General features: G+C 43.1%; 17 protein-coding genes. 11 read left to right on the top strand and 6 right to left on the bottom strand.

Annotation, left to right across the window (positions count from 1 at the left end):
• Window positions 1-276 precede the first annotated feature (276 nt).
• Together ACXAFJ_RS04700 and ACXAFJ_RS04695 are read left to right on the top strand one after the other, a co-directional pair.
• Window positions 277-1,107, top strand: a complete 831-nt coding sequence (locus ACXAFJ_RS04700) for an isocitrate lyase/PEP mutase family protein (RefSeq protein WP_475321760.1) — start codon at window positions 277-279, stop codon at window positions 1,105-1,107.
• Window positions 1,108-1,173: 66 nt separating this feature from the next.
• Window positions 1,174-1,596: a GNAT family N-acetyltransferase gene (locus tag ACXAFJ_RS04695; protein ID WP_475321759.1), complete on the top strand. Its 423-nt coding sequence runs from the start codon at window positions 1,174-1,176 to the stop codon at window positions 1,594-1,596.
• Here the strand turns inward: ACXAFJ_RS04695 and ACXAFJ_RS04690 are convergent, their stop codons facing one another.
• Together ACXAFJ_RS04690 and ACXAFJ_RS04685 are read right to left on the bottom strand one after the other, a co-directional pair.
• Complete coding sequence (locus ACXAFJ_RS04690; RefSeq protein WP_475321757.1) at window positions 1,597-1,842, bottom strand: EamA family transporter; 246 nt, start codon at window positions 1,840-1,842, stop codon at window positions 1,597-1,599. It lies immediately after the preceding gene.
• A 76-nt stretch (window positions 1,843-1,918) separates the two neighbouring features.
• Window positions 1,919-2,365 (bottom strand): methyltransferase family protein, encoded by a 447-nt coding sequence (locus ACXAFJ_RS04685; protein ID WP_475321756.1) that lies wholly within the window; start codon window positions 2,363-2,365, stop codon window positions 1,919-1,921.
• A 396-nt stretch (window positions 2,366-2,761) separates the two neighbouring features.
• Here ACXAFJ_RS04685 and ACXAFJ_RS04680 point away from each other — a divergent pair, with 396 nt between their 5' ends.
• From ACXAFJ_RS04680 to ACXAFJ_RS04665, 4 genes are all read left to right on the top strand, one after another.
• Entirely contained in the window at window positions 2,762-4,009 is a 1,248-nt protein-coding gene (locus tag ACXAFJ_RS04680) for an ABC transporter substrate-binding protein (RefSeq protein ID WP_475324061.1), read from the top strand.
• A 222-nt stretch (window positions 4,010-4,231) separates the two neighbouring features.
• Window positions 4,232-5,143 (top strand): carbohydrate ABC transporter permease, encoded by a 912-nt coding sequence (locus ACXAFJ_RS04675; protein ID WP_475321754.1) that lies wholly within the window; start codon window positions 4,232-4,234, stop codon window positions 5,141-5,143.
• Window positions 5,140-5,997 carry a carbohydrate ABC transporter permease gene (locus tag ACXAFJ_RS04670; RefSeq protein WP_475321753.1) on the top strand — a complete coding sequence of 286 codons (858 nt, stop codon included), beginning with the start codon at window positions 5,140-5,142 and terminating at the stop codon, window positions 5,995-5,997. Before ACXAFJ_RS04675 ends, ACXAFJ_RS04670 begins: the two co-directional genes overlap by 4 nt.
• Window positions 5,998-6,001: 4 nt before the next feature.
• Window positions 6,002-7,114, top strand: coding sequence for an ABC transporter ATP-binding protein (locus ACXAFJ_RS04665; protein WP_475321752.1), 1,113 nt, complete (start codon window positions 6,002-6,004; stop codon window positions 7,112-7,114).
• Between the two features lie 152 nt (window positions 7,115-7,266).
• Here ACXAFJ_RS04665 and ACXAFJ_RS04660 read toward each other — a convergent pair whose 3' ends face one another.
• Window positions 7,267-7,662: a hypothetical protein gene (locus ACXAFJ_RS04660; RefSeq protein ID WP_475321750.1), complete on the bottom strand. Its 396-nt coding sequence runs from the start codon at window positions 7,660-7,662 to the stop codon at window positions 7,267-7,269.
• Between the two features lie 331 nt (window positions 7,663-7,993).
• Entirely contained in the window at window positions 7,994-8,884 is an 891-nt protein-coding gene (locus ACXAFJ_RS04655) for a LysR family transcriptional regulator (protein WP_475321749.1), read from the bottom strand.
• Window positions 8,885-8,988: 104 nt separating this feature from the next.
• Between ACXAFJ_RS04655 and ACXAFJ_RS04650 the strand changes: the two genes are divergently transcribed.
• From ACXAFJ_RS04650 to yghU, 3 genes are all read left to right on the top strand, one after another.
• Window positions 8,989-9,915, top strand: a complete 927-nt coding sequence (locus ACXAFJ_RS04650) for an NmrA family NAD(P)-binding protein (RefSeq protein WP_475321748.1) — start codon at window positions 8,989-8,991, stop codon at window positions 9,913-9,915.
• A 168-nt stretch (window positions 9,916-10,083) separates the two neighbouring features.
• Window positions 10,084-10,521: an azurin gene (gene azu, locus ACXAFJ_RS04645; RefSeq protein ID WP_475321746.1), complete on the top strand. Its 438-nt coding sequence runs from the start codon at window positions 10,084-10,086 to the stop codon at window positions 10,519-10,521.
• A gap of 171 nt (window positions 10,522-10,692) precedes the next feature.
• Complete coding sequence (gene yghU, locus ACXAFJ_RS04640) at window positions 10,693-11,556, top strand: glutathione-dependent disulfide-bond oxidoreductase (RefSeq protein ID WP_475321745.1); 864 nt, start codon at window positions 10,693-10,695, stop codon at window positions 11,554-11,556.
• Window positions 11,557-11,620: 64 nt separating this feature from the next.
• Here the strand turns inward: yghU and ACXAFJ_RS04635 are convergent, their stop codons facing one another.
• Complete coding sequence (locus tag ACXAFJ_RS04635) at window positions 11,621-13,024, bottom strand: serine hydrolase domain-containing protein (protein WP_475321744.1); 1,404 nt, start codon at window positions 13,022-13,024, stop codon at window positions 11,621-11,623.
• Between the two features lie 268 nt (window positions 13,025-13,292).
• On the opposite strand from ACXAFJ_RS04635, the gene ACXAFJ_RS04630 reads away from it, so the two are divergent.
• On the top strand, window positions 13,293-13,553 hold the full coding sequence (locus ACXAFJ_RS04630) for a hypothetical protein (protein ID WP_475321743.1): 261 nt from the start codon (window positions 13,293-13,295) through the stop codon (window positions 13,551-13,553).
• A 16-nt stretch (window positions 13,554-13,569) separates the two neighbouring features.
• Here ACXAFJ_RS04630 and ACXAFJ_RS04625 read toward each other — a convergent pair whose 3' ends face one another.
• On the bottom strand, window positions 13,570-13,881 hold the full coding sequence (locus ACXAFJ_RS04625; RefSeq protein WP_475321741.1) for a cupin domain-containing protein: 312 nt from the start codon (window positions 13,879-13,881) through the stop codon (window positions 13,570-13,572).
• 176 nt (window positions 13,882-14,057) lie between these two features.
• On the opposite strand from ACXAFJ_RS04625, the gene ACXAFJ_RS04620 reads away from it, so the two are divergent.
• Window positions 14,058-14,477: a GNAT family N-acetyltransferase gene (locus ACXAFJ_RS04620; RefSeq protein ID WP_475324059.1), complete on the top strand. Its 420-nt coding sequence runs from the start codon at window positions 14,058-14,060 to the stop codon at window positions 14,475-14,477.
• Window positions 14,478-14,480: the final 3 nt, after the last annotated feature.

Genomic DNA, 14,480 nt, shown 5'->3' with positions numbered 1-14,480 from the left:
GTGCAAATTGCTGGATATCAGCTGCAACTTTCCAATTTGGAATTGGGTGCCGCAAGAAAATGGATTTTTGCTGACACCTCAATAGATATGGGCAATTTTTGTAGCCCACTGGGCAAAATTTCTTATGCTGCGAATAAATGTTATCGGACAAAAAAGCTCTACGATTTAAATATCCATCAAATCTTGTCATAAAACATAGATGCAATGCTGAACAACTGATTTGATTGACCTAATTGAAGCTGTGTCATTCGCTGCGCTAAACCTTAAGTACCGGAAATGGCCAACCAAAATATTTCGGCAAAGTATTCTTCTCCTACCTATTTTGACAGTGAGAGCACTATGGAATTTTTCGATTTACACCAACAAAAACAACCTTTAATTTTATGTAATGTTTGGGACGCAATTAGTGCTGAAATTGCACAGGAATCCGGCTTTCAAGCCATCGGCACTTCAAGTGCAGCCATCGCTTCTTCATTAGGCTTTCTTGATGGCGAAAATTTTCCATTTTCTGAGTTAATTAAACGTGTCGAAAGCATCAAACGTGTTTCCAATTTACCTCTAACTGTCGACATCGAATCTGGATTCGGCAGCTCGCTACAACAGGTTTTAACTAATATCAAACAACTTCATGAGTTGGGCGTTGTAGGCATCAATATAGAAGATAGTTTAGTGAGGGAAAGTAAGCGGTCTCTTGTTCCCCAACACTTTTTTTCAGAGAAGGTGTCTTGGCTTAAGTCAGAATTAGAAAAACAAAATACCCGCATTTTTATCAACGTGAGAACCGATACCTTTTTATTGGGATCTGAAAATCAAACTGACGAAACATTATCTCGCGGTCAATGCTATCAAAACGCGGGAGTAGATGGCCTATTTGTACCATTTTTGACAGGGGAAGCGGATATCAAATGCATCGTAGATTCCATTCAAATACCATTGAATGTGATGAGCTCCCAAGCATTACCAAGTTTCAGTAGACTGCAAGAGTTAGGTGTAAAACGCATCAGTATGGGTAATTATGCTCATAGCGCTGCCTACGAATATTTAAAGACTCTTTTGAGTAGTATTCGAACTGAAAAAGACTTCGGTATGCTGTTCAATGTCAAATAAAAATTTGATCTGCATATTTATACAGTTCCATGTAAAAATGCAGCCTCTTTACGAAGGAGCTGTAATATGGAAACGCACTATAGTGGTTTGACGATTGAGGATTCTGTGCCTACACCTCAAGAATATTGTGACATGAGAGTCAAAGCGGGTATGTCACCTAAAGCGCTTAAAGCGGCAGAAATTGGGTTACCGAATACCTTTTATGGTGTATCAGTCCGTAATAATGGCTCTCTTATTGGAATGGGCAGAGTGGTTGGTGATGGAGCGTGTCATTTTGAGATTGTAGATGTCGCTGTCGACCCACAATACCAAGGGAAAGGAATTGGCCGAATGATCATGGAGCACATTGACAGCTATCTCAGTCAAAATGCTTATCATGGTACTTATGTTGCCATGATTGCCGACGAACCCCTTTTTTACGAGAAACTTGGCTATAAAGTGCTGAATAAAAGTAAAGGTATGAGTAAGAAATTCCCCCCTACTCGCTAACTATTTATAACTGCCAATCAAGGACTTATTTGTATTTTGAATTTCCTTAGCCGCACTTTCTGTGTTTCGATTGGCAATAGTTATACCAGCAATAGCCATAGCTAACCCCAACCATTGGGCCCAAATTGGCCATATTCCCAACAAAACGGCAATGGCAGTTGCAAAGACAGGAATAAGATTCGTGGCCGTTGTCGTTGGTGCGGCCCCTAAAACTTGAGCACCATTCAACCAAAAGTAGAACGCCATACATGTCCCAAAATTTGTCGACCACACCTTAAACTGGGCCAAAGACCATGCGGAACCCTATTTGAGTTAAGGAAAACTATAGCCAACGCCTTACGTTGCAACAGTAGTTTAAATAGCACTGGCCAAAATGCTGCTGCATGATGCGCTCTTCGTAGTTCATATATTGGCCGATAACCATAACCCACAAAACAATAAGTGGCAGCGTCACCGCACTCAATCCAACCAAGAGAACAACACCAACCAAGACAAGAGTCATCCCGACATAAATTGGATGGCGGCTAAGTCTAAAAAGCCCGGTGGTTTCCAGTTTCGTCGGTAAATCAAAGGTCTCGAATGTCGAGCGAGCTCTCGTCAGTTGATACTTGGCCGTAAAAGACACAAATAGTCCAAGCAAAATTAAATCGATTCCTATCCAAGTCGAATTGAAACTCGGATGAAACAGCTTCGGTACCAAAAACTGCAACATCACGGCAGCAACAATTAAAGTGGACAACACAACTGGCGGTTTTATCTGAAGGTCCAAAAACCAATTCTTAATCGAAGTATTTTTTAACATCAAGATAATTAACAATTCACTTACAAATCATGCTCCATATTGTGCTGCCTTTCAACTGAACATGAATTAACCCAAGTTAAAACACCTACAGCATTGCTCTATCCAATTGTTTTAAATAACCAAAATTTCAATGTAAGCCCACCCTTACAAACCTATAACCATTTGTAGCCTTTCGCTCGTTACCAATAGTTAACATATTTTTCACATCCTAATTTTCCCAAGGATGGACGAAAAGCAATGAGTTATGACTCCACGCATAACTCGTTGTGATTCAGAAAAACGTGAAGCAACTATTGCTTAACTAAGCGGTTTCTCAGCTAAGAAATTGCTCAACTAAGAACAATAAACATGGAAGAACTAAAGATGAAAATGAACAAAACCTTACTCGGTCTAGCACTCGCTGGTGTTATGTCATCTACGCACGCTGGTGAAGTCGAAGTACTTCATTACTGGACTTCAGGCGGTGAAGCCAAAGCAGCAGCAACGCTAAAAAGTATGCTCGAAGATCAAGGTCACTCATGGAAAGATTTTGCGGTATCTGGTGGTGGCGGTGAAAGTGCAATGACAGTACTTAAAACACGCGCAGTGGCCGGACATCCACCAGCTGCTGCGATGATTGTTGGTCACGAGATTCAAGAGTGGGGTAATTTGGGCTTTCTAACAAATTTGGATGATGTTGCCAGTAAAGGAAAATGGGATGGCGTTCTTCCAGATCTTATCGCGGACTTCATGAAGTACGACAACTCATACTCTGCCGTACCAGTAGGAGTACACCGAGTAAACTGGCTATGGGTAAACCCTGAAGTGTTTGCTAAGGCAGGAGCAAAAGTACCGACAACATTAGATGAGTTCTTTGAAGCAGCGGAAAAAATCAAAGCGGCAGGCTTCACTCCGCTGGCAAACGGTGGTGACCCTTGGCAAGACTCTACGCTATTTGAAGCTATTGCGCTAAGTGTTCTTGGCGCACAAGATTACAAAAAAGCCTTCATTGACCACGATATCGCAACACTACAAAGTTCAAAAATGGAAGAAGCGCTAGCACAGTTCAAACGCGTTAAATCTTACATGGATAAAGATGCAACTGGACGTGACTGGAACATTGCTACCTCTATGGTTATCAACGGTGACGCGGCAATGCAAATCATGGGTGACTGGGCAAAAGGCGAATTTTCTGCAGCGGGCAAAGTCGCTGGTAAAGATTACCTTTGTGTCGCAGTACCTGGAACTCAAGACAGCTTCACACACGTTGTCGATAGCTTTGCATTCTTCCAATTGGAAGACAAAGGCAACGAAACGGCTCAAAAAGCGTTGGCATCAACCATCTTAAATCCGAGTTTCCAAGAGACGTTTAACCTAAACAAAGGCTCAATTCCAGTTCGTACAGACATGGACTACAGCAACTTTGATTCTTGTGCTAAAGATTCATTCTCAGCATTCCAAGCGTCAGCGTCAAATGGCGGCTTAGTACCTAGTTTCTCTCAAGGTATGGCGACCACTAGCTACGTTCAAGGTGCGATTGTCGACGTAGTCACAAACTACTTTAATGACTCCAAAATCACAGCTAAAGAAGCAACTAAAAAGTTAGCCAGCGCCGTTCAACAAGCGTTGTAATTCGCAGGGAGCCGTGGCCTGCGGCTTACCTTAATTCCTTGGTTCGGCGTCACTTGATAGATGAAGATTGCTTCATCAGTAGGGACAAGTGTCGCCGCTTTTTCAATGCACGCTGATATTGATGACTGGGTCACCAATAACAGATGCATTATTTTGCCCATCTGTCGGTGCCTCACAGTAAATCCGTAGTTGCACCTAAACCGTTTTGAAGAAGGATTCTTCATGGAGCAAGTACTTCAGCAATCACGCTCTAGTCGTTCGTTCGGTGATAAATTACAAAATTGGCTGCCCAAATTAGTGTTGGCACCCACTATGTTAATCACCGTCGTTTGTATCTATGGCTACATATTTTGGACAGCGGCGCTGTCCATGACAAATTCACGATTTCTACCCAGTTTTAAATTCGTTGGCTTCGCTCAATACGAAAAGCTACTCATAAACGACCGTTGGATGACTTCCATAGGCAACTTAGCCGTTTTTGGCGGGCTGTTTATCATTGTTGCTATCGGGCTAGGTGTTTTGTTAGCAATTTTGCTGGACCAAAACATTCGCAACGAAGGAGCCATACGAACTATCTATCTTTACCCAATGGCATTGTCATTTGTTGTTACTGGTATCGCTTGGAAATGGATTCTTAATCCCGGTTTAGGCATTGAAAAATTGCTCCATGATTGGGGGTTTGAAAATGCCCAATTTGACTGGATTGTAGACAGTGAAATGGTGGTCTATACCTTGGTCATCGCCGCCGTTTGGCAATCATCTGGCTTTGTCATGGCCATGTTCCTTGCTGGTCTTCGCGGGATTGACAATTCAATAGTGAAAGCAGCCCAAATTGATGGTGCCAGTTTACCTACTGTGTATTGGCGAATTATTTTACCTTGTTTGCGTCCCGTCTTTTTCAGTGCCGTAATTATTACCTCACACATCGCGATCAAGAGCTTTGATTTGGTCACCGCAATGACCGCTGGTGGTCCGGGATATTCATCTGACTTACCTGCCCTGTTTATGTATGCACATTCATTTACCCGCGGACAAATTGGTCTCGGCGCGGCCAGCGCAATGATGATGTTGGCTGGAATCTTGGCAATATTAGTGCCTTATCTGTATTCAGAACTTAGGGAGAAGAAATCATGACCGCATCTCTAAATTTTGGTCGGATCACCATCTACAGCATTTTGTTGTTTTTCTGTTTGGTGTACCTAATCCCATTTTTTGTCATGGTCATCACCTCATTTAAGACTCTGCCAGACATTCGCGCTGGTAACCTGATGAGTTTACCTACTGAGTGGGTGTTCGAAGCGTGGCGAAAAGCGTGGAGTGGCGCTTGTACAGGCGTGAAGTGTGAAGGCGTTAAAGGATATTTCTGGAATTCCATTCAGATGGTCGTCCCTGCTGTCGTACTTTCCACTATGGTTGGTGCACTCAATGGTTATGTCATTTCTAAATGGCAATTCCGCGGCTCAAATCTGTTCTTTAGCTTATTGCTATTTGGTTGCTTCATTCCTTTCCAAGTCGTGTTGTTGCCAATGGCTGCCGTACTCGGGAAGCTCGGGTTAGCGAATACGACAACTGGATTGGTTTTGGTGCACGTCATTTACGGTGCCGCTTTCACCACCTTATTCTTTAGGAATTTCTACGTGGGCATTCCAGATGAGCTGGTCAAAGCAGCAAAATTGGATGGCGCTGGATTCTTTACTATTTTCTTCAAGATACTACTCCCACTATCACTACCCATCATTATGGTGACCGTGATTTGGCAGTTCACCAATATCTGGAATGACTTCCTATTTGGCGTTGTCTATTCCGGTTCTGATACTCAACCAATCACCGTCGCACTTAACAACTTAGTTAACACCAGTACAGGTGTGAAGGAATACAACGTCGACATGGCAGCTGCCATTATCGCCGCGCTACCAACCTTGGTTGTGTACGTACTCGCTGGTAAATATTTTGTTCGCGGTCTCACCGCTGGCTCTGTAAAAGGATAAGACTATGGCCGCTTTAACTCTTAAACAAATACGAAAAACTTACCCAAAAGCTGAACAAGAAACGTTAAAAGGGATTGATATCAGTATCGATTCTGGTGAGTTTCTTATTTTAGTTGGCCCATCTGGCTGTGGTAAATCCACCTTAATGAACACCATCGCCGGTTTGGAAAACATTTCATCTGGCGCCATCGTGATTGACGGCCGAGATGTCTCTGAAGTCGAGCCGAAAGACCGAGATATTGCCATGGTGTTTCAGTCCTACGCTTTGTACCCGAACATGACAGTTCGAGATAACATTGCATTTGGTCTTAAAATTAGAAAGTTGCCCAAAACTGAAATAGATGAAGAAGTATCACGCGTCGCCAACATGCTACAAATTGACCATTTGTTGGACCGCAAACCAGCTCAACTATCAGGTGGTCAAAGACAACGAGTCGCTATGGGGCGCGCTCTAGCGCGTCGACCAAAGCTGTATCTGTTCGATGAACCACTTTCGAATCTTGATGCGAAATTACGAGTTGAGATGAGACATCAGATCAAACGCCTCCATCAGAAGCTGAAAACCACGATTGTCTATGTCACCCACGATCAAATTGAAGCAATGACACTCGCCGACCGAATTGCGGTAATGAAAGATGGTGAACTTCAGCAACTTGGTACACCACACGACATCTACACCAAGCCAAACAATATGTTTGTCGCTGGATTCATGGGTTCGCCATCCATGAACTTCATCCATACCGCAGTAAAAGTCGATGAGTCGGGCAAAGTTTTTGGATTGATTCGTCTGGGGCTCGGCCACAATCAAGTCATTCCATTGCCAAAAGCACTATCAATCCACGAAGGCAATAACATAGTGATTGGTTTACGTCCTGAGCACATCTCAGAAAATGAGTTGGTCAGTTCAGAGACAGGGGTCATGATTGATGCAACTTTGGAAGTACTGGAGCCTACAGGGCCAGATACTATTGCCATGATTGAGATTAATGGAGAAGAAATTGCCTGTCGTTTATCTCCAGAGATCCCCCATCAAATAGGCGATTCCGCCGTACTGGGTATCGACCTTAGTAAAGCGGTTTACTTTGACGCTAAGACTGAGCAGAGAATAGACGTCTAGTTCGACTTGCTAAACAGCGTTGAAAGCCCACTCAAGCTTGCTTGGTGGGCTTTTTTACAAGACTTAAAGCAGTGATGGCGACGAGTCAAAACGTATATGGGTAAACAATGCTTTAAACGTCTAAGCCTAAATCAGCCTAAAACATAACGGAATTAACGCGATTTTAGCAGTGTGTATTTTTTCAGTTTGAAATTGGTCATGTGGAATTTCTCTATCGAATTAACATGCCATGTTGATTCGACTTTTTGCATCTTGATGAGAAATTCTTGAGATTGATTTAGCTCTGCGTTCATTGCGCTATACATAAGCGCAGCACGGTTTTCATCGGCAATACCCGTTAGGTATTCAAACTGCGACAAATACGCTTCTTCTCCGTGGAGTTTTTTATAGAGGATAAAATAGCTGCTGCTGAAGCGGTCAGTAAAAGCGGATTTTTGAGTCGCGTACATGTTCATGGTCGCGATAGCTTCTTGCAATTGCTCTGTATCTTGAGCATTGACTCCGAGACTCAATGCACTCAGCAAAATGCCGAAAAGCTTCAACTTCATACTACCTCTATCAATCCTAGAAAATCGGTAACGCAAACCTTAAAAGACCCTAGTCACAACTCAACATACTTCCGTCATTGTATTACATCTCACAAATGAAACTAAGCACCTAATCACCCAGAATTGTGTGAAAACCCATCAGACTCCATTTGTGCAGTGAATTACATTTTCGATTTCGGCTTACATCACGTTATTGAGCGCGAGGCGGGACGTGTGTTTATGGAGTAAATGCATAGTATCAATACAAATTTAACAGCAGTAGTGAGAATTGCTGACAGTTTGTTAGCAATCGCTTACAAAGCTTTCCCAAGTCTCGGTTTTGATCAAAAAACTACAAATTGTAATCATACTGGTCTGTGAACCACTCTCCCAGAAATCTCATCAATGACTTGATTCTAGGGTTTAACTGCACGTCAGAATGCGCGACCAAATAGCAACTTAACGGCGGTAACGGCAACACAGGTAAAATCGCCTCAACGTCTTCTAGCATTTTGCCAACCGCTTTGTGGGTAACAACAATTCCTGCACCAGACTTTAAGTAGGCTAGGTGCTGTATCAAGCTGTCTGAACGAATCGCAAAGTCTTTGCGTTGAATGGGAATACCCATACTGCTCGCCGCGTCTATTATCGCGGTAGAAGAATCAAACCCAACAAATACATGGTTCGCCAGATCTTGCGGCTTAACTGGAGTTCCCAGCTTACTCAGATAGTCTTTATGTGCGAAAAAACCCAATGGGATCGACGGCAGTTTTCGAACTACAAGGTCTTTTTGAGTTGGTGGAAACATACGCCAAGCTATATCTGCTTCCCGCTTCGCTAGATTAGTCGCTTTGTTATCAATCACTATCTCGATATTAACTTCAGGGTGATCGCTTAGAAAAGCCGTTATTGCTTGAGGTAGCAAATAGTGGCCAACGATTTCGTTAGCGCTAATTCGAATATCACCTTTGAGCGCTTGCTCGTGCCCCTTGGCTACAAGTGAAAACTGTTGCGATGCTTCAAACATTGCTCTCGCGGACCCCAACAAGCTCTGCCCTGCTTCGGTTAGAGTCACGCCTTGTGTTGAGCGTTGAAACAGCGAAGTCGAAAGCTTTTCTTCAAGTTGCTGAATCTGACGACTTAGCGTTGGCTGACTCACATTTAATTCACGCGATGCGGCGGACACACTGCCACTGGTCGCAATGTGATAGAAAAAACGTACTTCTTGCCAATCGATATCCATTTTTGAATAGCCACTCTTCGATTTTGTCTGTTCTTAATACGTTTTTGTATAGCAATAATACAAATAACGCAAACGGATACCACTCTATTGAGAAGGACATAACCATGAATTCTATAAAACGAACTATCGCAGTGTTAGGTGCAACGGGTAATTTTGGCCACTATGTTGCCAATCAATTGGCTGAAGACGGCCATCAGGTCCATGCATTAGTACGTAAGCCCACGGATAAGTTGTCACATCTCGTGCAATCAGAAACTGGCGAAGCGACTAACCCAACGCGCCTAAAACAATTTGTTGAGGGTAAAGATGTGGTGGTTTACGGTTTATCTCCTGCCTATCACAAGTGGGAAGAGTCTTGCTTATCATGGTTAGAAATGACGTTAGACTCACTTGATCCGCAGACACAAACGCTTGTATTCCCAGCCAATGTTTACGTGTTCAATCCAGAAAACATTGAAGAAGCAAACAGTCATCACGCTTTTCAACCAGTGAGCCGAAAAGGACAAATTCGGGCCCAGATGGAGCAACGTCTTAGTGAGTTCTGTGCAAAAGGTGGGCGAGTTATTTCGGTAAGAGCGGGCGATTTTATTGGTCGCCATGCGGAAAATACCTGGTTCGATTTCTTAGTTAATGTATCTAAGAACAAAGTTACGCTGCAGGTGCCACATCAAGCAGACACCTTACACACTTGGGGTTATTTACCGGATATCGCGAGATTGGTCAGTGAAACCTTAGATCAGGAGTTAGCGAGTGGTGAATTACGAAGTCTAGATTTCACGGGGCAAGAATTTACTATTCAAGAACTGGCCGCAGAGCTAGAAAAGAGATTAAACAAACGTGTTGTGACCAAACCGACACCCTGGTGGTTATACAAGTCGATCGGGCTTTTTGTTCCGCTACTTGGTGCGGTAGTCGAAATGCGTTACTTGTGGCAACACCGTTTGGCGTTAACGCCATTACCAAAAGAACGTCAATTGATCGAAAAACACATCACGCCTTTATCACAAGTGGTCGAAGAAGTGTTTGGGTAGAGGGTGAGATAGGTGGTTTGAGTCAAAAATTCTAAACTCACGTATGAAAACTGAAGAAACTTTGATCTGCACGAAGAAATCGTGTTACTAGCCAAATATATGATAGTGATAACGTTTCTCAGCATCATGAGTTGCTACTATACCCATGAAAACTATAAGGAGTTATTTATGCGTAAATTTTTGATTTTAGCCTTAGGTCTTACTTCATTTTCTTCATTTGCTAGTGAATGTGACGTTGTCGTGGAGGCAACTGACGCAATGAAGTTCAACACAGCAGCGATTACTGTACCGGCGAGCTGTGAAAACGTTAACTTAACGCTAAAACATACTGGCGCACTTCCAGCAAATGTCATGGGACACAACTGGGTGCTAACCGAAACGGCTAATTTACAAGGATTGGCAACTGACGCAATGAAGGCAGGCCTAGACAACGAATACTTGCCACCAGGTGATGCGCGTGTCCTTGCAGCGACGAAATTGATTGGCGGTGGCGACACGACTTCAGTCACTTTCGCAACAGCTGATCTTAAAGGCAAAGACTTAACCTTCTTCTGCTCATATCCAGGTCACTGGGCAATCATGAAAGGTACATTCGCCGTTCAATAGAACTGTGGAGTAATCAAATAGAACGTCAGTATTTATTACTGGCGTTTTTTTTGACCTTGATTTTTGTTCTTTCCTCCCCAAACTTCTTGTAATGAAACCGTTTTGATCCCGGTCTCGTATTCAGTAGGTCGAATTCATTCGGCAAGCTAAACCAAAAAGTAAGGGATAACCATGAGCAAAGACGTATACGTTCCACCAAAAGTATGGGTAAACGATACAGCGGGCGGCAATCAGTGGGCAAACATCAACAGCCCAGAAGCTGGCGCTCGATTTGAGAGAGAATTGCCAGTTGGCCAACATCCACTTCAGCTATATTCCCTTGGTACACCAAATGGACAAAAAGTCACTATCATGCTCGAAGAGCTATTGGCTTTGGGTATCAAAGAAGCAGAATACGATGCCCATTTGATCAAGATTGGTGATTCCGACCAGTTCTCTTCCGGATTCGTTGGTGTAAATCCAAATTCCAAAATTCCAGCTTTAGTTGATAAGTCCGGTGACTCTGAAGTTAATGTGTTTGAATCCGCATCAATTCTGGTACATCTCGCAGAAAAGTTTGGGCACTTCTTACCTAAAGATGGGGCAGCTCGCACCACTACCTTTAACTGGCTCTTCTGGGCTCAAGGTTCAGCGCCGTTTCTAGGCGGTGGCTTTGGTCACTTCTACGCCTACGCCGATGAAAAGCAAGAGTACCCAATTAATCGCTTCGCGATGGAGGCAAAACGTCAATTAGATGTATTGGACAAGCAGCTCGCCAACAATACATTTGTTGCTGGTGAAGACTATACCATCGCCGATATGGCAATCTGGCCTTGGTATGGCAATTTAGTGCTAGGCAGAGCCTACGACGCGGCAGAATTCCTACAAGTCCATACGTATGAAAACGTGGTCCGTTGGGCGAAGATGATTGACCAACGCACGGCTGTTCAACGAGGACGAATCGTGAACAAACCGTGGGGGGAAGAATGGGAGCAACTTGCGGAGCGCCACTCAGCGGCAGATATCGATAACGTCTTGAATAATAAACCTAGTTAATCTCTAGCCCGGAATGGTAAATTGATGTGCCGGCCCTTTTGGGAGCTGGCACATTTTTTTAGAGCTATTTGCGAGTCAACTTCGGCAAAATATGCTGGTCTAGAATATTTTTTCCTCTAGTATCTCGCTCAAAATTATACCCCGTCGTTACGACTACTAAGCCAAGATCGTCGAGCACCATAATATTTTGGTCACCCCACCCCATTGCCCAAATACTCGGGTAGCGTTTTCCTCGGCTTAACGACATTTCGTTCCACCAATACCACGCATAGCTGGCAAATTTTCCGTACATTTTGCTTTGAGTACTATCTACTATCCACTGTTTAGGAAGTATCGGAACGCCCAGCCATTCACCTTTATCCAATACCAACTGGCCAAACTTCAGCATGTCTCGAGGTCTCAGAATCAAACCACCCCCAGCCCCAATTCGCTTGTCTTGCATCAGCCACCAGCTAGCGTTGGACAGGCATAAAGGTTCACCGAACTCCTTTTTGAAATATTTTGCCGCATCTTTTTGCGGTGATTCGTTCTTAACCACTTCAGCCATCACATCGACTGCACCACCGCTGTAGGTAAAAACCTTCCCCGGTTCATAGGCCAACGGCCTTTCAATTACGTACTTGATCGTGTCTTTGCTAGACATTTGCAATGTTCTAGGATTGTTCGAGTTAGTGTAAGGCGTAGACCATTCGTCCCATTGCCAACCGGGTCTCATCTCAAGGAGGTGTTTCACTTGAATCTGTTCCTTTCCACCTTTAAACAAAGCTTTGTAAGCTGGAAGGTGATTTTTGATTGGCGACTCAACACTCGAAATATAACCATCTGCAATAGCCTTACCGGCCATTAGGGATACCAAACTTTTAGTGACAGATTGAACGGTTTGCTTTTCATTTTGATTGAAACCGTTAAAGTATTTTTCCGCAATCAGATGCCCGTTTTGCGCAATTAGCACACTATTTATGTATCCATATTCGCCATCGCTAATGTCTTGCCATAGCGAATCAAATAAATCGTTGTTAAGTTGATCTTGAGAAAAAGGAAACTCTTGTTCGCACTTATTTGGATTTGGGTGCCCAACATCGATCGAGTTAATGTGACCATGATGAATGGTTTCAATGTTATCTGTGTTATTCACTTCAACTCGTTCAAAGTGTAAGGTCGACGCGAAATCTGAGTACGACAACTGATGATAGTTGCCTTTATCGCTGTCCTTAAACTGACCACTTGCATAATAGTCTTCAATGAGATAACTGCCATCTTGCTTGATCTGAAGCTTGCCTACTCCTTGATGAGTATAGAGAAAATGCTCATCGTCAATCTTCTTTACTTGGACATAGCTTTCATGAGGATCGTTGGTTTTATAAACGCCAACATAAGGGCTATTCGCGTGTGCAACACTAGGGATAGCACACAAAACAAACGCTGCTGTAACAAGCCTAAATACATTAACAAAAATTAATCTATACATAACAACACCTTACATACAAACCAATTGAAATTAACACATATACTGCAAGGTTAATCAATCCTAAATGGTCATTTTTAAATCTTATCTGCGCGTCATGTAGCCGTTTTTACATTAACTCCCCTAAGCCGCTAAAAACTTGTTAAAACAGCAAACAATACGCAGCGAGAGGTAGAACATAGTTTTATGGCAAACCTCCTGATATTTCTGCACTAACTGCAGGGAATTAAGTAAACTAGTGCCTCTGAAGAAGTTTCGTGAGATATGTTTTATGGAAATGTCCATTATGGCGCTAATTGTAGGCATTGGCTTAGCGCTTATTTTTGCTGGTAGCCTGTTTTCCGCCATTATCGCTTTGGGTAATAAGCAGTATGTATTCGGAGTTTTAACCTTACTGATCTTACCTTTATCATTTGCTTACGTTGCCATTAACTGGCAAAAGGCGCGTTACGCTGGCCGATTGTTGTTATCTGGTGCTGCGCTCTGTCTGGTAGGCGCAGCGTATGGATTCATGTACGTCGATTTTGTTTAGTTAACTCAACGTACGTCTAAATACTTCCATCTTTCTCAACAACCAAAACCCGAGCTTCCCCAATCGGATGCGCGACATGTTCAATACCTTCTGAAGCAAAAAATATGTCGCCTTCATTCATTACCTTACTACTCTCAATACCTTGCTGGCGGTATTTCATCTCAACTTTTCCATCTAAGACAACAAACACTTCTTCACCATCATTGGTATGCCACTTATAGGGTTTGTCTGTCCAATGGAGTCGTGTAGAAACTCCCTGCATTGATGCAATAGTAATTGCTCCCCACGCTCGCTCTGCTGTAAATGACTTGGAATCGATAAACTTCATACTTTTCCTCCTGTTGTTGATTTATTTAGACTACTGGCAGACACTGCTTAGGTCTGTAGTTACACTGACTTATTTACTATTCGAAATGAACATAGTGACTAATGATTTGGTCAAATTGCATAAAGCACTTTTGAAATGGAGTAAGACAACGGATGTCCGCATTACCATTAGATTCAATAACAATTTCAAGAGTTAACCTTGCTCAAGTTCTGCCATTGAGGCAGCAAGTTCTATGGCCAAATAAACCAGAGTCGTTTTGCTTGGTTGATGGAGACGACTCAGCAGAACACTATGGAGCGTCAATTGATGGCCAACTGGTTTGCGTGGCATCCATATACAATCACGACAACAGGGCTAGATTGAGAAAGTTTGCCACTTTGCCTGAGTTACAAGGACAAGGGATTGGTAAACGTGTTCTTTCCCACATTATAGATTGTTTAATGGAAGAAGGTTTCGAAGGCTTTTGGTGTGACGCACGAACTAGTGCGATAGATTTTTACCGTAAGTTTGGCTTGGTTGTCGATAGCGACGAATTCGACAAATCTGGTGTGAAATACGTAAAAATGTCGGTCTCTTTTAGAAACAATTCCGGCTAACTA

The sequence above is a fragment of the Vibrio sp. ABH4_348 genome (assembly GCF_056159765.1).
The sequence above is the reverse complement of the archived record's forward strand: the minus strand, read 5'-3'. Positions and strand labels throughout refer to the sequence as shown.